Here is an 18,443-nt window from a genome sequence, read left to right on the forward strand (position 1 = left end):
TCCTCATTCCCGCAGCTCGGTCTGGCTTTCGACGGGGTCGATCAATACGGCTTTCTTCTGGCGTACCAGCAGGTCGAGGATTTCGTCCTGGCGCTCACCGAGGACGCCGTTGAGGCTGATACCGACTTCTTTGGTAGGCATCAGCATCGAGACGCGATACAGCTCGACACTCAGTGGCGAGTCGATGGACAGCGGGCCGGAGCCATTGCTGGACAGTTCGCCGCCGACCATGATCAGCGAGACCTGAGCGTCGAACGGATCGAGCTCGATGTCGCGGTCGGTGTCGCTCAGGTCCTTGATGTGGCCGTAGACGCCCATCAGGCCGTTGCCCATGGCGACGTTCTCGTACAGCTTGATGTTCACACTGTTACGTACGCGGATACCGTGGCGGCGGTTGGCGATCACGCGATTGCCCCACAGCAGGTTGTTGCCGCTTTCGTACAGGGTGATGCCGTCGGTGTGGTTCTGGTAAATCTCGTTGTAGGCGACGATGTTGCCGACGCTGTTACGGTCCAGAACCACGCCGGACAATTTGTTGTTGTGGCTCTTGTTGCGGAAGATGAAGCTGTTGTCCACTTCCCGGGAAATGATGATCCCGTGCTTCTTTTTGGTCCCGTAAACGTCGTTTTCGGCGATGATCAGACCGTGCGAGCGGTCGTGCGGGTCAATGCCGTAAATGATGTTGTCGCGGTAGGTGTTGCCCTTGACCACGAAGTCGCGGGTTTCATAGCAGTAGAAGCCGTACCACATGTCCGAGAACTCTGAATCGATGATCCAGCCCGTCGGTTCGGGACGCTTGAGCACCTTCGCGGTGTTGGGCGTGTACTGGGAAATACTGATGCCGTAGGACTTGCTCTGGTCGTAACCCAGGCTCGCCATTTTGGTATTGGCGATCCAGGTTTCCGAGCCACCCCAAGTCAGCAGGAAAGGGCGAAACTCGTCAGGCTTGCGATAGGTCGCCAGGCTGTTGCGGGTTTCACTCCAGCCATTGACCTGAGTGTGAGTGATCAGCATCTTGCCTTCACTGACGATGAACGAGCCCTTTTCCTGAGACAGACGCAATTCCTTGGTCTTGCTGTCGATCTCGAAGGTCCCGGTTTCCTTGATCAGGATCGGCAAGCGCGCCACGTAGACACCTGGCGAGACCTCGTTGAGGAACTGCTTGGGCACCTTCTTGGCCAGGTCCTGCAGGTTCACGTAGCCGTCGGAAATCATGATCGCCTGCGGGATACCGCGCTGGCGGTTCACCCATTCGGCCATCTTGTTGTCACCGCCGATGAATTCCTTCAGGCCGGTTTCTTCCATCATCCGTGAAACAGTGACCTTGCCCGGCTTGTTGCGCACGATCTTTTTCAGTGCGGCTTCGGCGGTGTAGCCCTTGAGGTCGGGCAACACCGGTTTGGCCATTTCCAGCGGCGCGGTCGGCGGGCTGGTGATGGTGTAGGTCTTGGCCTGATGCAATTCCTTGACCAGCGCCTTCTGTGCGTCGGGTACGACAGGTGCGTTGGCCAGCGCCACACCGCTGGCCATCAGCAGGGCGCTGGTCAGCAGTGCGCTTTCGAGCAGGGCGTGCGGCCAGTGCCGGCTACGCCCGTTGCTTGTATGACTGTTCATCTCTGGCACTCCTTTGGCGGTTCGCATCAGAAGCGCCAGATGACGTCGACAACAGCGCGGTGCATGTAGCTGTCCACGTTGCTCTGATACGCGTCGCCTGGCTTGAAGACACCTGCGCGCAGACGCACCAGTGCCGAAGGTTCATCGAACGACTGGCTCAGCGAGGCGGGCAGCAGGCCTTGCTTGAAGTACTTGGTCACGACCAGGTCCATTTCCTGACCCAGGTCCTTGCTGCCGTCTTCCAGTGGCAGCGAGCTGAAGGTACCGTCCTGATTGTCGTTCACCGCATTGATGCCCGAGCCGCCGATACCAGTGTTGCCGTCCACGCGACGGAACTTGTGGTAGATCAGCGACGCGTCGTATTCCTCGTTCATCTGCCAGGAGGCGAACAGCGAGCCGGTTTCCACGTTGGCCATTTCGCCCTGGAAGGCTTCACCGAAGCGATGGATGCGCGAACGCGTGCCGGTCCAGTTGGAGCGGTTACTTTCCAGACCGTTCTGGACGTAGTCTTTGCTGGCGCGCGAGTAGGCGGCGCCGACTTGCCATTGCGGGTCCAGACGCAGACGCAGGCCCAGGTCGGTGGCCCAGCCGTTCATGTCACGGCTGTTTTTTTCGCCGGCGATGAACTGGTCGTTGGCGGCGGAGGTCACGCCGATTTCGTCGCGCGTTCCGTTCAGCCAGGTCAGGCTGCCCCAGTAGTTGAGCTGATTGGTGTTGCTGCGATAGTTGTAGGCATCGCTGTCAGCCTGCAGGCCGACCCAAGTCAGATCGCCATTGGAAGTCTTGTCCAGATCATCCAGCACCTGGCCCTGCGACTTGAGCTTACCGTCGTCAGCACTGTGGTGAGCGCGGATGCCGGCCCAGTTGCCCGGTGTCCACTGATAGCTGACCGAGCCGAACAGGTGCTTGCGATCTTCGTCGTCAGGTGCCAGTTCGGTCAGGTCGGTGCGGTACTCGCTGAAACGCTGGGCAGCACCCAGCTCAGCGCGCAACAGTGTGGTATCGAATGACCAGTTGATGGCCTCGATGTTGGTGTCATGCCATTGACCGTCGTCGTTGCGCAGACGCTGACGACCGATTTTCAGGATCTCGCCAGGGTAGGGCGTGAAACCGCTGTAGCCGATCCAGAATTCACGCAGTGCCGCGTAGGTCTTGTCGGTTTCGCGCTCGCTGGCGGTGCCGCGCGAGGTCTGCGTGCCGCTGCCGTCGCTGTTGCTCTGCTCCAGCGGGTCGGTCTGAATGATGTCGGTGGCGGTGACCACCTGGCCCATCGCGTAACCGCTCCAGTCGCCGCGTTCGCCATAGACCCAGGGACGCAGGTCCAGGCCCACACCGTTGACGTCGCCGCCCGAACGGGTGCCCAGATCGCGATCATCCTCGGCCTGCGCCGTGGCTTTGATTTCGATACCGAAATTTTGCGGTTGTTCGGTCAGCGCTGCCAGCGTCGGGCAGGCCCACAACAGGGTGAAGCCAAGGCCCATGCCGGCGGCCATCAGGGGATTCAACTTCATAATGCTTCCTCACCGTCTTTTTCTTCTTGCAGGGCCTGCAATGCCATCGCGTTCTGAGTGGCGTTAGCGCCCCGGACTTTTTGCTCGCGTGCCAACAGGTCTTTGGCGGTGGCGAGCTTTTCAGGCGGCAGTTGTGTGTTGAGGGCCTCGGCAAGCTCGGTCGCTTGCGGGGTCTGACTGGCCAGCGCCAGTTGCGCGAACACCCAGGCGTTGACCGGGTCGGGCATAGTGCCCTTGCCCTGCGAGAACAGTTGCGCAAGGGCGAAGTCGGCGCTGTTCTGGCCACCACGGGCTGCAGTCAGCAGCTCGTCCACGGCTTTTTGCGAGTAGACCTGGCCCAGGTAGCCGCGGCGGTAGATCTGACCCAGGTAGTAATGGGCAGAGATTTCCGTTGCGGTGGCTTTCTTCAGGTGCTCCTCGGCCTTGACGGCATCGGGCGTGACCCATTTGCCTTCGTAGTACAGGCGGCCAAGCAGCAGTTCGGCGCGAGGCTGGTCCGCCGCGCGGCCGTTGTTCAGGTATTCCATCATCTTGTTGACGTCGCCCAGTTCGGGGAAGTCGTAAAGCAGTTTGGCCAGCGTGACCCACGAGACCGGGTAGCCCGGCGCAACGCTTTCCAGCAATTGCTGAGCGGTCTTTTCGTCCGGCGTACCGATGGTGGAGTCACCCAGTACGCGCGCGACGCTGTCCACTCGTTGTGCATTGACGCGGCCAGCGGCGTATTCGCTCTTGAGCTTTTCGATCAAGGCCGTGCGTTGCTCGGCCTGGCCGCGTGTCTGGTAGACAGTGGCCAGTTCGACGTAGCAGATATCGGTGGCCGACAGCGCCTGTTTGCAGATGCTCTCGACTTCATCGAGGTGTTGAGCATAAGTGCCTTGGGTGCGATACAGCAGCACTTGAGCCAGACCTGCTTCCGGATAACCGGCGGCGCGCCACTCACTGATCTTCTGCTGCGCATTCACTTCAGGGAAGGTGTGCGGGTATTGCAGATAAAGCATCGCCAGCGGGATCAGCGTGCCGGATTCGCCATTGGCGAAGGCCTTTTTCAGCAGGCCTTCGGCTTCGCGGTGTTCGGCTTCGGTAGCGTCGGGCTTGGCAGCCAGCAGACGGCCCAGACGCGACTGCGCCCGGGGGGAGGTCTGCGCGGCAGCGCGGTAGGTCGCTTCGGCCTGCTTGAGCTGAGCCGGGTCGCGAGTCGCGACCTGAATATCAGCCAGGCCGACTTGTGCGTCGCTATAGCCCAGGTCCGCCAGCTGCCGATAGTTCTGCTCCGCCAATGCCGTGTCGCCGTTTTTCAGGGCTTCATTGGCAAGGCGTTGATCAGGCAGGCCGGCACAGCCGCTCAGGCCGAGCGCGACGGCGAGGCTCAATAGCGTGGGGGTCGACAGGCGTCGTAGTGGGCTGTTCATGGTTACAGACCCGCAGCCATGGCTTTATCGATCAGCCAGTTCACGGACGGGCCGCGATCGCTGACCACTTCGACAGGGCGACCGGCAAGCGAGCTGCTCAGGCTTTCGTCAGGCTTGATCTGCACGCGGATGTCGGTGGACAGGTCGGCGTCGCTCAGATTGGTGCTGCTGACGATCTGACCGGTACGCAGTTTGTCTTCGCCAGCGATCTGGAAGCTGACACGTGTGCCTGGCTTGACGTCGTTGAACTGGCGATAAGTGAAGCGTGCTTCAACGGTAGCCGGCGCGTTGCGTGGCACCAGTTGGAAGATCACCTGACCCTTGGATGCGAACTGACCGTCGGCAACCAGCTGGCGGGCCACGACGCAATCGCACGGGCTGGTCATGGTGCCGCTCATCTGCTTGCCGTACAGCTCTTCGATCTTGTCTGGCTGCAGGTCTTCACCGGTCAGGCTGCCCTTGAGCATTTCCAGCATGCTGGTGTTGAAGGACGCCAGTGGTGCGCCTTTGGCGGCTTCGCCGTTCTGGGCGACCAGGCTTTGCACGGTACCCTCACGTGGCATGGTCACGTCCATGCTTGGAATGGTGACCAGACCAGCCGATGCATGGCTGACGAAGTACAGGCCGTAGATCGTCTTGAAGATAAAGCCGAAGGCGGCCAGACCGACAATGAACACGCCCAGGCTGAAGGTCACAGCGCGCAGGCGACCCATCGCGCTCATGCCGCTGTCCTTGCCCTTGACCTTGCGTGCCTTGGTGAAGTTGTCGCGCTGCAGCGTGGCCAGCACTTCGCCCAGGGTCACGACTTCGCCGGACAGGTGCGAGGTGATCAGGTGGCGCAGGGTCGCAATGTCCTGAGGTTCCAGGTTCTGGAACTGGCAACCGATGCGGTTGCTGGCGTTGTCGATGGAGCGCACTTGCAGGTCGACGTCCATGGCCAGGCCAAGGTTGTCGATGATGAATTGCAGGCGTCCCTTGACGATCTGACCTTCGCTGAATTTCTGCCCGGACGGAGCAACGAAGCTCAGGCCGCCGGCCGACAGGTCTTCGACACGTACCAGTGGCGCGTTAGGCTGATCATTCAGCAGGCGCAGCTTGGCAGGGATCTTGATCCGGGCGTGTTGGCGCTGGGCTTCGGATTCATGTACGACGTTCGCATTCACGGCTGTATTCATGGCTATTTTTCCTACTTAAGCAATTAATCCGTTGGCCCGGTCAAACCATCGTCAACAGCACAGCGACGAAGATGGTGCCAGCCGAGAAAGTCATGGTTCGGGACGACCACGTGTTGAACCAGCCCTGAAAGCTGGCCATGTCGCGGCTTAGTTTGGTGTCCTGGCGAGTCCAGGACTGGCGGTCCAGGCGGAAGAAGACATAGATCTTCATCAGCGCGCCGACGATCTGGTTGTAATAGAGAATGATCGGGTAGGCAGGCCCGATCCTGTGTCCCGACAGGGACAGCAGCAGGGTGAGGATCAGACGGGTCATGCCGATCCACAGCAGATACATCAACAGGAACGCGCCGCCATACTTGAAGCTGGCGATCAGTGCGACGGTCAGACCGAGAATGGAGGTCCACATCGACACACGCTGGTCGAACAGCACGATGCTGGTGAAGATCCCCAGGCGACGTACGCCCAGACCCAGTGCACGCGAGTTCTGACGCAGGTTGTTGCCGTACCAGCGATACATCAGCTTGCGGCTGGCTTTCAGGAAGCTCTTCTCGGGCGGGTGTTCCACGGTATTGATCGCTGCGTCCGGCACGTAGAACGTGTCGTAACCCAGGCGCATCAGGCTGAACCAGCTGGACTTGTCGTCGCCGGTCAGGAAGCGGAAGGTGCCCAGACGCCAGTGATTGAGCGAGTCGCTTTCCACGTCGGCAATGAACTCGGGGTCGGTTACCACGGTTGCGCGGAACACCGACATGCGACCGGTCATGGTCAACACGCGTTTGGACAGGGCCATCGAGCACATGTTGATGTGACGCTGAGCGAAACGCAGCTTGTGCCACTCGCTCATGATGTAGCCGCCACGCACTTCACAGAACTCGTTGGTGGTCAGGCCGCCGACGTTGTCGAACAGCTGGAACCACGGCACGGTCTTGGCGACCACACCTTCGTTGAGCACCGTGTCGCCGTCGATCACCGCAACCACGGCGCGGCTGTCGGGCAAGTGACGCGAGATGGCGCGGAAGCCATAGGCCAGACCATCGCGCTTGCCGGTGCCCGGAATGCGTACGAAGTCCAGCTTGACGCGCTCTGGCGGATTGAACTTGGCCCACATGCTCTTGACCAGCAGCTCATCGGACATTTCCACCAGCGAGCAGACGATCGTCGTCGGCAGGCCGCAGTCGATGGCTTCGCGGATAACCGAGTTGTAGACCTGTGCGGTGGTCAGCGCGTCGATACGGAAGCTGGTGACCATCAGAAACACATGGGACGGGTCTGCTGCACTGCCCAGCTTGCGAACCTTGCGGCGCAAGTGCGGGTAGACGATGTACAGGAAAATCATCCCGCGCACGAAGTGCGTGATCCCCATCGAGTAGCGCCAGATACCAACGGCGCCAATCAGGAATATAAAGTTCTTCGACTGTGAGTCGAAGATACTGGTAGGCAATGCCGCGGCAAGGCCCATGAGTAAACTTAAATAGAACAGCCAACCTGCGGCCTGTAACAGGCCGTGCTTGAGCCTCTGCATAATCGTATCCCTAAGTCAGTTGCGAGCCTCAAGCCCCAGGCTGCAAGCACATTGCTTGAGCCTGTGGCCTGGAGCCTGGCGCTTGTGGCTTGCGGCTGATTTACCAGCAGATACCTTCGGCACGACCGTCTTCGCTGGTGGCGTTGGCCATGAAGCCCACCAGATCGATGACGCGCTTGCCTTCAGGGGTCTTGTTGGCGAGGGCGCGGAAACGCTCGTCGCGGTTGCCGAGGATGATGACGTCGGAGTCATTGATGACCTGGTCGAAGTCCGAGTTCAGCAGCGAGGAAACGTGCGGAATCTTGGATTCGATGTAGTCCTTGTTGGCACCGTGAACGCGTGCGTATTCAACGTTGCTGTCGAAGATGCTCAGGTCGAAACCCTTGCCGATCAGCATTTCGGCCAGCTCTACCAGCGGGCTTTCACGCAGATCGTCAGTACCGGCCTTGAAGCTCAGACCCAGCAGTGCAACCTTGCGGGTGTCGTAGCTGGCAACCATGTCGAAAGCGTTCTGCACTTGCGAGGTGTTACTGCGCATCAGCGAGTTGAGCAGGGGCGCTTCAACGTCCAGGCTGCTGGCGCGGTAAGTCAGGGCGCGAACGTCTTTCGGCAGGCAGGAGCCGCCGAATGCGAAGCCAGGGCGCATGTAGTACTGGGACAGGTTCAGCGCCTTGTCTTGGCAGACCACGTCCATCACTTCACGGCCATCGACGCCGACGGCCTTGGCAATGTTGCCGATTTCGTTGGCAAAAGTAACCTTGGTGGCGTGCCACACGTTGCAGGTGTACTTGATCATCTCGGCGACGGCGATGTCCTTGCGGATGATCGGTGCATCGAGTTCTTCGTACAGCGATTGCAGAACGTCGCCCGACGCTGTGTCGAACTCGCCGATGACGGTCATTGGCGGCAGGTCGTAGTCCTTGATCGCAGTACTTTCGCGCAGGAACTCAGGGTTGACGGCGACACCGAAGTCAACACCGGCTTTCTTGCCGGAGCAGTCTTCCAGAATCGGGATAACGACGTTGGCAACAGTGCCCGGCAGGACGGTACTGCGAACCACGATAGTGTGGCGGGTGGCTTTGTCACGCAGGACATAACCAATTTCGCGGCACACCGATTCAATGTAATCCAGTTCCAGATCGCCGTTCTTCTTGCTCGGCGTACCGACGCAGATCATCGACAGATCGGTGGCGCGAATGGCTTCGGCGAAGTCGGTAGTGCCGCGCAGTTTTCCGGTACTGATACCTTTCTGCAACAGCTCTTCCAGACCCGGTTCAACGATAGGTGATTTGCCGTTGTTGATCAGGTCGATCTTGGTGCTGGAAATATCCACACCCACTACTTCGTGACCGCGGGCAGACAGGCAACCGGCACAGACTGCACCGACATAACCCAAACCAAATATGCTGATACGCATCGTATTCTCCTCGATTTTTCACGCCATAGATTGGCTGGATATTAATTTTGGCCAGCAGATGTCACGCGCTATCCCTTACGGCTAACAACGCCGTAGAACTAACGCAGGCATATTTAATGAGTGAGTGCCCAAAACAAGTAAGGCGAACTCAAATGACACTATGTGCAAGCGGCAAGTAACCTGTCCTTTAGGTCAGGGCCCTGCTCTCCTTGGATGCAGTAAACCACTCCTTGTTCGACGATTGACGGCGGACCTCGGTAAGCCTGCCGCTGGCGCTAGCCAGGGCCGTCCTGTTCGAATCCTGCGCGTCGCACCGGGCTGGCGCTTCGCCTGTCTACAACATCAACTAGTGATGTGAGTTTATTTCTGGTACCTGACGCCAGGGTCATGTGGGCCTGGCTTCCTTGTCGGTAACTTCCCGTTCTTCAAGGCGACCTGTAAGTGATCTCTTACAGGCCAGCCCAGAATTGTTACGGGATGTAGGAGCGCACCAATTCCCATTTAGTTCCTGGCCACTCGTCCTGATTTGCAGATTTTGATGTATCCGGTTTGTCACGGGGACAATATCGAGGTGATGGCTTTTTTCTTAAAAGCCTCGAATTATAAGGGGTTTGGCGGGGTTGTAATTAAAGTGCCACTACTGCAAAAAGCTGAAACGCCACTACTTAAAAAAGTGGATTTTTTTTTTAGAAAAAAACGCACGTGAGTCAACCGTCTGAAAGTTGACGTTTGGCTGGCGTCATGAAGTTGTCATTCGTTGTTGGATCGTAGGACAGGTCGTGTAACAGCGCGCCGTTACACGACGGTTACAGCAGCTAGTCTTCGGCGACGTTGCGCAAAAACACTAACTTGTCGGGGGTCGACTGTTCGCGGTTGTAACGGTAGCCCTGTACATCGAACGCTTGTAATGCCTGGGGATCGTTGATGCGCTCTTCTATAACGAAGCGGCTCATCATGCCGCGGGCCTTTTTTGCATAGAAGCTGATGATCTTGTACTGGCCGTTCTTGAAGTCCTTGAACTCGGTGTCGATGATCCGCGCCTTGAGCGACGAACGTTTGACGGCAGAGAAGTATTCGGTCGAGGCAAGGTTGAGCAGCAGGTCGTCGCCCTGATCTGCCAACGCTTCATTGAGCCATTCGCTGATCCGCGTGCCCCAGAAGGCGTAGAGGTCCTTGCCGCGAGCGTTGGCCAGCCGGGTGCCCATTTCCAGGCGGTAGGGTTGCATCAGGTCCAGTGGGCGCAGCAGGCCGTAAAGACCTGACAGCATGCGCAAGTGGCCCTGTGCGTAGTCAAGCTGCGCTTCGCTCAGCGTTTCCGCTTCCAGGCCCGTGTAAACATCACCCTTGAAGGCCAGCAGTGCCTGCTTGGCGTTGTCGAGGGTGAAGTCCGGGTTCCAACTGCCAAAACGTGCCGCGTTCAATCCGGCCAGCTTGTCGGACAGGTGCATCAGTTCGCTGATCTGCGCCGACGTCAGTTCACGCAACTGGTCGATCAGCTCCTGGGAATGCTCCAGGTACTGCGGCTGAGTGAAGCGGCCGGTCGTAGGCGGTGTCTCGAAATCGAGGGTTTTTGCCGGGGAAATCACCATCAGCATGAAGTCGTCTCCTTTTATCGTCCGGGGATTCTAGGGGCTGATAGCCTGCGACTCCAGCTATGGTGGCGATAGAGGTCACTTCGCTGGTAATGGTCGTAGCGCCTGCGGCTTTGTATGCGCGCCAACATAAGAAGCCTGGCGCATATCAGCTATAGTGGCGCGCTGGTCATGACGTTAATGGTTGATCGAGAGGGCATCGGGTTTGCGTATCGTTTTAGCAGTGTGTGCAGGTCTGTTCTGGCTTCAGGCGCAGGCGGCAGCGCCGGTCATTGCCACCATTGACCGCAGCGTCTGGCCTGAGCGTCTCGAGACGCCGGGGTTGTTCGACGTCGCGTCGCGTGCGGAGATCCTCGCCTTTGCCCACGAGCTGTACCTGAGCGAAAAGCTCGACGAAGAGGGCCTCAAGCAGCGCCTCGGCCTGCGCTTCGTCAATGTGCCGTCGTTGAATGTGGTTCGTCATCGGCTGTGGCTGCGCTTGCTGGAGAACTACCAGAACGCGCAAAAGAGCTGCGAGCAGGACGCCAATTTCTGTGTGCTGGTCGAGGACATGGACCAGTTGCGACAGCGCGCCGAGGAATATCAGGTATCGAACGATTCGTTCTATGCCAACTGGGCCAGACCCGGCGCCGCATTCCACCAGCGTTATTTGAACGAGCTGCTGTTCATGGCGGCCCTGTTTCCGCAGACCAGCAGCGAGATCGAGCGCTACAACTCCGATGAGATGAGCGGCGACGAGATGCCGGATCGCACGTTCATGCTCAACTTCGAAAGTGGCCCGAGCCCTGCCGACGGTGGCACCGACTGGCTGGCCGACTTCATGCGCCAGCAAAAAATGACTGCCACCTTCTTCGTGCTGGGCAAGAGTCTTCAGGAGCGTCTCGACAGCACGTCGGTTGCAGGTGTGCAGGCGCTGTATCGCCAGCAGTGTGTGGGCATTCAGGGCTGGGAGTACCGCTCGCACAGCCAGTGGCTGGACTGGCAGGACTCGGTGCGACGCAGCGCGGCACTGGTTCAGCAGGTGTTGCCGGACAACTTCGTGCCGCTGTTTCGCCCACCTTATGGCCATCGACGTGCCGACAGCGGCGACTTCTTCCGCGCCGAGCATTTGCGCGTGTCGTTGTGGAATATCGACGCTGAAGACGACACCGGACGGCTTTCTGCGGAGCAGGTGGGCGACCGTGTACTGACCCTCATGCTGCTCTGGCGCAAAGGAACGGTGGTATTTCACGACGTGGCCAACAAGGCGCAGTCGGCGCTGCCATTGCTGCTGGCCAATACCGCGCAAAGCGAGTTGATCTGGGACGATTGCCGAAATATCTCTGAAGCGCCCGAGGAACAAGGGCTGCAGAGCAGTGACGAGGCTGCGCCGGAAGGGGAATGAAGGCAGATTCGGCGTGGGCGGACTTCCGACTTTAAACGTGACGGGTACGTCCGCCAAGCCCTATTCGTCAGGCTGTGAAATAAACTTCAAAAAACTGTCAAAGAGCTTTTTTCTGTCATCCCTTTTGCTGTATTACGAATACAGACCGCCGAAACCTGCAACACAGGTGGCGTCTTCCAAGACCCACCTTGAGCGACATTTCTGCCCTGCCTGAAGGGGAGAATCCGGCGGCCTTTTCGTGGCGCAGTACTGTCGTGGTTCTGCGTCGCCCGGCTTCTACAAAGGTGAGCGAGTATGGATGACCACGGACGCACCCCTTCCACCAACCAGCCAATCCTTTACGTGCTCGATACCAACGTATTGATTCATGATCCAAACGCACTGCTGAACTTCGAAGAACACCACGTCGCCATCCCCATGACGGTTCTGGAGGAACTGGACAAACTCAAGGCCGGTAAACATTCGGTTGCTGCCGAATGCCGCCAGGCCATTCGCCTGATCGACAAGACCCTGGGCGAAGCTTCGCCGGAGGAAGTCGAGAAGGGCGTGCCCATCGATCGTGGAACAGGCGTCTTCAAGGGCTACCTGTCGATTTTGATGAGCAAGCGCGAGGAACCCAACAGCCTGCTGCCCGAGCACCTGAACGACAACATCATCATCAACCAATTGATTGACCTGCATGCGCGCAACAAGGACTTGAGCGTCGTGCTGGTGACCAAAGACATCAACATGCGCCTCAAGGCGCGCGCCTGCGGTATTGCTGCCGAGGATTACAGCACCGACCAGCTGGTCGACGACGTTTCACTGTTGTCGCGTGGCTACCATGACATGACCGGTTCGTTCTGGGACCGCGTCAGCAAGGTCGACACCCGTCAAGAGCGCGGCCGTACCTGGCACCGCGTGCAGCTCACTGAAATGCTGCCGGCGGTTCATATCAACGAGTTCATTGTCGATGAGCAGGGTTTCGTCGGCTGGATCAAGGGCGTCAAGAACGACGAACTGCTGATTCTGGACATGCATCAGGAGCCTTTGCTGCATCAGGAGGCCTGGGGGCTGAAGCCGCGCGATATCTATCAGGGGCTGGCGCTGTTTGCGTTGCTCGACCCGGATATTCATCTGGTCAACCTGTCGGGTGCCGCAGGCTCGGGTAAAACCATTCTGGCCTTGGCCGCTGCCATCGAGCAGACCATGGTCACCAAGCGCTATAGGCGCATCATCGCTACCCGCAGCGTTCAGGGTCTGGATCAGGAAATCGGCTTCCTGCCCGGCACCGAGGCGGAGAAGATGGAGCCATGGCTCGGCGCGATCACCGATAACCTCGAAGCGTTGCACATGGATGACGAAAACACCCATGGCAGTGTCGATTACATCCTCAGCAAGGTGCCGTTGCAGTTCAAATCCCTCAACTACATTCGAGGTCGCAGCTTCCAGCAAAGCCTGATCCTGATCGATGAATGTCAGAACCTGACCCCGCACCAGATGAAAACCATCATCACCCGTGCCGGCGCCGGTTCCAAAGTGGTCTGCCTGGGCAACCTGGCGCAGATCGACACCCCTTACCTGTCAGCCACCAGTTCCGGGCTGACCTACCTGACGGAGCGCTTCAAGGACTTCCCGAACGGCGTGCACATCACCCTGCAAGGCGTGCCGCGCTCGATACTGGCCGAATACGCGGAGAGTCATCTTTAGTTAAAAAGCAGCTTTAAGTGGCAAGCTGCAAGCTGCAAGTGGGGAACTACGGTGTAAGTGGGTCCCTCGCTTGTAGCTTGTAGCTTGTAGCTTGCAGCTTGCAGCTTGCAACTGCCACACTTCTTGCTTCTGCCAAGGAGTAACGTTGTGCTCACTCATCTCGATTCCCAGGGTCGCGCCAATATGGTTGATGTCACGGATAAAGCCGTGACGTCCCGTGAAGCGGTGGCCGAAGCCTTCGTGCGCATGCTGCCGACGACGCTGCAAATGATCGTCAGCGGTGGTCATCCCAAGGGTGACGTGTTTGCCGTCGCGCGTATCGCCGGCATTCAGGCGGCGAAGAAAACCAGCGATCTGATCCCGCTTTGCCATCCGTTGATGCTCACCAGCATCAAGGTCCAACTCGCCGCCGAGGGTGATGATGCCGTGCGCATCACTGCGAGCTGCAAGCTGGCCGGGCAGACCGGTGTGGAAATGGAAGCCCTGACGGCTGCCAGTGTTGCCGCGCTGACCATTTACGACATGTGCAAGGCGGTGGACCGCGGCATGGTCATCGAGTCGGTTCGGCTGCTGGAAAAATTGGGCGGCAAGAGCGGCCACTTCATTGCCGATCAGGCACAGGTTTCCTCATGAAGGTTCAGGTTCAGTATTTCGCTCGTTACCGTGAACTCCTGGGCCTCGACAACGAGTCTGTCGAAGGCGAGTTCGCCACGCTGGACGCGTTGCGCCAGACGCTGCTGCAGCGTGGCGAGGCCTGGCAGGTGCTTGCCGAGCAGAACCTGATGTGCGCTCGCAACCAGGAGCTGTGCAAGCCGAGCGAGCCTTTGTCCGATGGCGATGAAGTCGCGTTTTTTCCGCCCGTGACCGGAGGTTGATAATGAGCGTTCGCGTCCAGGCGGCAGCCTTCGACCCAGGCACTGAAGTCAACGCGCTGCATGCTGCCAACCTGGGCATCGGCGCGGTGGTCAGTTTTGTCGGCTATGTTCGGGATTTCAATGAGGGGCGTGACGTGTCCGGCATGTTTCTGGAGCATTATCCGGGGATGACCGAGAAGGCACTGGCAAAAATCATTGCCGAGGCCGAACAGCGCTGGCCGTTGCTGCGCGTTGATGTGCTGCATCGGGTAGGGGCGCTGGAGCCTGGCGAGCCGATCGTGTTCGTCGGCGTTGCCAGCGCGCACCGTCAGGCAGCGTTCGAAGCCTGTGACTTCGTCATGGATTACCTCAAGACCCGCGCGCCGTTCTGGAAGCGTGAAAACACGTCAGAAGGTACGCACTGGGTCGAAGGTCGTCACAGCGATCACCAAGCGGCTGATCGCTGGAAGTAAGCATCAGGCGTTGCTGCGCACCACAGCCCTGAGCAGATGAGTCGGCGGCGTCTCGCAGCTGATCTTGCGGCCCAGTTTTTCCTCGATGGCGGGCAACTGGTAAGAGTCATCCTCACCGGCAAAACTGATCGACACGCCATCGGCGCCGGCGCGGCCGGTACGGCCGATGCGGTGCACGTAATCGTCCGGCACTTCGGGCAGGGTGAAGTTGATCACGTGGCTGATGCCGTCGATGTGAATACCGCGACCGGCTACATCGGTGGCGACCAGCACGCGGATCTTGCCTTCGCGGAAGCCTTCAAGGGTCTTGATGCGCTTGTGCTGAGGCACATCGCCTGAGAGCTGCGCCGCGTTCACGCCATCGCGCACCAGACGCTCTTCGATGCGTCGGACTTCGTCCTTGCGGTTGGCGAAGACCATCACCCGTTCCCAACCATTGTCGGTCACCAGGTTGTAGAGCAGCTTGTACTTGTCGGCACCGGCGACGGCATAGATATGCTGTTCGACGTTGTCACTTGCAACGTTCAACGATTCGATCTCGACGATCGACGGGTCCGTCGTCCACTGCTTGGCGAGGTTCATCACGTCTTCGGTGAAGGTCGCAGAGAACAGCAGGGTCTGGCGCTCACCCTTGTGCGGCGTCTGACGGATGATCTGACGTACCTGCGGGATGAAGCCCATATCCAGCATGCGGTCGGCTTCGTCGAGGACCATCACTTCGACCATATCCAGATGCACTTCGCCGCGCTGGTTGAAGTCCAGCAGGCGGCCTGGCGTGGCGACCAGGATGTCGCAGTGCCGTGCTTCGAGTTGTTTGAGCTGCTTGTCGAAGTCCATGCCACCGACGAACGTCATGACGTTCAAGTCGGTGTACTTGGTCAGGTCGGCGGCGTCCTTGGCGATCTGTACCACCAGCTCGCGGGTCGGAGCGATGATCAGCGCGCGCGGCTCACCCATGTAGCGTTCAGCAGGCGGCGGCGTCTGGGTCAGCTGCTCGATGATCGAGATCAGAAACGCAGCGGTCTTGCCGGTGCCGGTCTGGGCGCGTCCGATCGCATCCTTGCCCTTGAGGGTGAAGCCCAGTACGCCCGCCTGGATCGGTGTGCAGTATGGGAAACCCAGGTCCTGAATCGCGTGCATCAGTTCAGGCGCGAGGTTGAAATCGTGGAAGCGGGTCTTGCCTTCCTGGGGTTCGACGACGAAATCTTCGAGTTTCCAGGCCGGCGCTGACGGTTTTGTCACACGCTCGCGACGCGGGCGCTCGGCCCTCGGCTTATCGGTGCGCGGCGCTCTGGCTTTGGAGGGCTCGCTGGTCGCGTCCAGAGCCTGAGTCTGGACAGCATGATCCGGTGTGTCGCCTGTGGCAGCGGGAGAGGCGGGAATAGAGGTTATCGGAGTAGGCGCAGGCTGCTCAGCCTCGCTCTTACCGAACATCTTTTTAAGTGCTTTGAGCACGGTCATCTCATCAATTGGTTAAGGAATGTACGCCGAGCAGTGTAAAGCAAGAACCGTGCTCGGCGTAGTGCCATCCATGGCGAGCTACAAAAGCGGTCCGTCGCAAGGGGTCAAGAGCGCTTCAGCGAAGCCTTTCAGCCAGCCAGACGCCGATATCGCGAATTTCCTCCGGTAACACTTGATGCTCCATTGGGTATTCCTGCCATTCAACGGTTACACCCTGGGCGGTGAGATGGTCGTAGACGGCGCGGCCCATCGGATAAGGCACGACCGCGTCATGCTTGCCATGCAGGCAGTAGGCCGGGATGCGTTGCTGACTCGCCGATAGGGTCATTTCGCTGCTGAATGTGGGGGCATAAGTGGACAGCGCGAGTACGCCGCCCAACGGGCCTTGCCAGCGTCGGTAGCCGGCGTGCAAGACCACCGCGCCACCTTGGGAGAAGCCGGCGAGGAAGATTCGCGCCGGGTCGATGCCGCTGTCGCGCTGCTGCTCGATCAGGTCCAACACCTTCTGCGCCGAGGCCTCCATCTGATCATGGTCAATGGCCCGGGCCTCTGAACTCATGGACTTGATGTCATACCAGCTGGGCATTGCATAGCCGCCATTGACGGTCACAGCGCGTGTCGGCGCCTGAGGCAGTACGAAGCGGGTGCTGCGCAACGACTCCTGCAGTGCTTCGGCGACCGGCAGAAAATCATAGCGGTCAGCGCCCAGCCCATGCAGCCAGATAACGCAGGCGTCGGCGGGACTGGAAGGTTCGATGATCAGAGAATCGCTCATGTCTGCTCCATTTGTGTGCGCGGGCTCTTTTTGAGCGCATTAATAAGATGCGCGGTTAGATTAAAAATGAAAGAAGATGTCGCAAGGTTACAAGTTTTTGTCTTGACCTGTCGCTAATTCGACTTAGCCAGCATGCTGGTACGGGCTTTGCTACAGCAGGACTGGAGCCGAGTCGCTCACCTCGTTCGGTAACACTATAAGGCTATTACTTATAGCGATCGAAAAGCAGCTCGGGAGTCCATGCGTCAGGATTCGCGGCACGATTCAACCTGGACCGCTCAGGTCCGGGAAAATCATGGAGCTTCAGTCCACGGGGCCGATTCTGAATGATGAACACGCATGACGGGATGATCCTGCAGGCAATTCATGATTCAGGCCCAGCGTCGCATGACCCAAAAATAAGCCAGCACGGGTCATTAGCGCCTCACAAAGGTGCGACGCGACTGATACACCTACACAACAAAGAGCAAACTGGAGGTTTTTGAATGAAGATGTTGAAATCCACCCTGGCTGTCGTCACTGCCTTGGCCGCATTTGGTGTGATCGGGGCTGCAAATGCCGGTACCACCCTTGACGCTATCAAAAAGAAAGGTTTTATCCAGTGCGGCGTCAGCGATGGCCTGCCAGGGTTTTCCGTTCCCGACTCCACTGGCAAGATCACCGGTATCGATGCTGACGTCTGCCGCGCAGTAGCCGCCGCAGTATTTGGCGACGCCACCAAGGTCAAGTTCAGCCAGTTGAACGCCAAGGAGCGCTTCACTGCACTGCAATCGGGCGAGATCGACATCCTTTCGCGTAACACCACCTGGACCAGCTCCCGTGATGCGGGCATGGGCCTGGTGTTCACCGGCGTGACTTACTACGACGGTATCGGCTTCCTGGTAAACAACAAGCTGGGCGTCAACAGCGCCAAGGAACTGGACGGTGCAACCATCTGCATCCAGGCCGGTACCACTACCGAGCTGAACGTCTCCGACTACTTCCGCTCGAACGGCCTGAAATACACCCCGATCACCTTCGACACCTCCGACGAAAGCGCCAAGTCGCTGGAAGGCGGCCGTTGCGACGTACTGACTTCCGACCAGTCGCAGCTCTACGCACAGCGCAGCAAGCTGGCCAAACCGGACGATTACATCGTTCTGCCTGAAGTGATCTCCAAGGAGCCTCTGGGCCCTGTCGTGCGTAAAGGCGACGAAGAGTGGTTCTCGATCGTTCGCTGGACCCTGTTCGCCATGCTCAACGCCGAAGAAGCCAAAATCACTTCCAAGAACGTTGAAGCTGAAGCCAAGTCGACCAAGAACCCTGACGTAGCCCGTATGCTCGGCGCAGACGGCACTTACGGCAAAGACCTGAAACTCGAGAAAGACTGGGTCGTGCAGATCGTCAAGCAGGTCGGCAACTACGGCGAAGTGTTCGAACGCAACCTGGGCGAAGGCACCCCGCTGAAAATCAAGCGTGGCCAGAACGCTCTGTGGAATGCCGGCGGCATTCAATACGCTCCACCTATTCGCTGATTGACCCGGCGCCCGGCAGGCTTCCCAGCCTGTCGGGCGTTGTTCTGTTGGAT

At 58.9% G+C, this 18,443-nt stretch carries 15 protein-coding genes; 6 read left to right on the plus strand and 9 right to left on the minus strand.

Annotation, left to right across the window (positions count from 1 at the left end; translation table 11 throughout):
• Positions 1 to 3 precede the first annotated feature (3 nt).
• From algG to yaaA, 7 genes are all read right to left on the minus strand, one after another.
• On the minus strand, positions 4 to 1,614 hold the full coding sequence (gene algG, locus V476_RS16970) for a mannuronan 5-epimerase AlgG (RefSeq protein WP_024649717.1): 1,611 nt from the start codon (positions 1,612 to 1,614) through the stop codon (positions 4 to 6).
• Positions 1,615 to 1,640: 26 nt separating this feature from the next.
• The gene (locus V476_RS16975; protein ID WP_003316937.1) at positions 1,641 to 3,125 is read right to left on the minus strand and encodes an alginate export family protein; all 1,485 of its coding nucleotides are present in this window, start codon (positions 3,123 to 3,125) and stop codon (positions 1,641 to 1,643) included.
• Positions 3,122 to 4,534 carry an alginate biosynthesis TPR repeat lipoprotein AlgK gene (gene algK / locus V476_RS16980; RefSeq protein WP_004419028.1) on the minus strand — a complete coding sequence of 471 codons (1,413 nt, stop codon included), beginning with the start codon at positions 4,532 to 4,534 and terminating at the stop codon, positions 3,122 to 3,124. The genes V476_RS16975 and algK overlap by 4 nt, the downstream gene beginning before the upstream one ends.
• A 2-nt stretch (positions 4,535 to 4,536) precedes the next feature.
• Positions 4,537 to 5,709, minus strand: a complete 1,173-nt coding sequence (locus V476_RS16985) for an alginate biosynthesis protein Alg44 (RefSeq protein ID WP_024959518.1) — start codon at positions 5,707 to 5,709, stop codon at positions 4,537 to 4,539.
• A gap of 40 nt (positions 5,710 to 5,749) precedes the next feature.
• Positions 5,750 to 7,231, minus strand: coding sequence for a mannuronan synthase (alg8, locus tag V476_RS16990; protein WP_002552255.1), 1,482 nt, complete (start codon positions 7,229 to 7,231; stop codon positions 5,750 to 5,752).
• Positions 7,232 to 7,331: 100 nt separating this feature from the next.
• A complete protein-coding gene (locus V476_RS16995) occupies positions 7,332 to 8,648 on the minus strand; it encodes a nucleotide sugar dehydrogenase (protein WP_003316933.1) in 1,317 nt (438 codons plus the stop codon).
• Positions 8,649 to 9,463: 815 nt separating this feature from the next.
• On the minus strand, positions 9,464 to 10,243 hold the full coding sequence (yaaA, locus tag V476_RS17000; RefSeq protein ID WP_024959519.1) for a peroxide stress protein YaaA: 780 nt from the start codon (positions 10,241 to 10,243) through the stop codon (positions 9,464 to 9,466).
• Positions 10,244 to 10,445: 202 nt separating this feature from the next.
• Between yaaA and V476_RS17005 the strand changes: the two genes are divergently transcribed.
• The 5 genes from V476_RS17005 (at position 10,446) to moaE (ending at position 14,640) form a co-directional block, all read left to right on the plus strand.
• Positions 10,446 to 11,624 carry a polysaccharide deacetylase family protein gene (locus tag V476_RS17005; protein ID WP_027903001.1) on the plus strand — a complete coding sequence of 393 codons (1,179 nt, stop codon included), beginning with the start codon at positions 10,446 to 10,448 and terminating at the stop codon, positions 11,622 to 11,624.
• A 294-nt stretch (positions 11,625 to 11,918) separates the two neighbouring features.
• On the plus strand, positions 11,919 to 13,313 hold the full coding sequence (locus tag V476_RS17010; protein ID WP_003341739.1) for a PhoH family protein: 1,395 nt from the start codon (positions 11,919 to 11,921) through the stop codon (positions 13,311 to 13,313).
• A gap of 147 nt (positions 13,314 to 13,460) precedes the next feature.
• Positions 13,461 to 13,946 carry a cyclic pyranopterin monophosphate synthase MoaC gene (gene moaC / locus V476_RS17015; protein WP_024959521.1) on the plus strand — a complete coding sequence of 162 codons (486 nt, stop codon included), beginning with the start codon at positions 13,461 to 13,463 and terminating at the stop codon, positions 13,944 to 13,946.
• Positions 13,943 to 14,188 (plus strand): molybdopterin converting factor subunit 1, encoded by a 246-nt coding sequence (gene moaD, locus V476_RS17020; protein ID WP_003316925.1) that lies wholly within the window; start codon positions 13,943 to 13,945, stop codon positions 14,186 to 14,188. The genes moaC and moaD overlap by 4 nt, the downstream gene beginning before the upstream one ends.
• Before the next feature lie 2 nt (positions 14,189 to 14,190).
• Positions 14,191 to 14,640: a molybdopterin synthase catalytic subunit MoaE gene (gene moaE / locus V476_RS17025; protein ID WP_003316924.1), complete on the plus strand. Its 450-nt coding sequence runs from the start codon at positions 14,191 to 14,193 to the stop codon at positions 14,638 to 14,640.
• Between the two features lie 3 nt (positions 14,641 to 14,643).
• Here moaE and rhlB read toward each other — a convergent pair whose 3' ends face one another.
• Entirely contained in the window at positions 14,644 to 16,101 is a 1,458-nt protein-coding gene (gene rhlB, locus V476_RS17030; protein ID WP_161780147.1) for an ATP-dependent RNA helicase RhlB, read from the minus strand.
• Positions 16,102 to 16,216: 115 nt separating this feature from the next.
• The gene (locus V476_RS17035) at positions 16,217 to 16,876 is read right to left on the minus strand and encodes an alpha/beta hydrolase (RefSeq protein WP_010424562.1); all 660 of its coding nucleotides are present in this window, start codon (positions 16,874 to 16,876) and stop codon (positions 16,217 to 16,219) included.
• Positions 16,877 to 17,361: 485 nt separating this feature from the next.
• Between V476_RS17035 and V476_RS17040 the strand changes: the two genes are divergently transcribed.
• Positions 17,362 to 18,390 (plus strand): amino acid ABC transporter substrate-binding protein, encoded by a 1,029-nt coding sequence (locus V476_RS17040; RefSeq protein WP_024959523.1) that lies wholly within the window; start codon positions 17,362 to 17,364, stop codon positions 18,388 to 18,390.
• Positions 18,391 to 18,443 lie beyond the last annotated feature (53 nt).

It is taken from the genome of Pseudomonas syringae KCTC 12500 (genome assembly GCF_000507185.2).
Taxonomy (GTDB): Bacteria; Pseudomonadota; Gammaproteobacteria; order Pseudomonadales; family Pseudomonadaceae; genus Aquipseudomonas; species Aquipseudomonas syringae.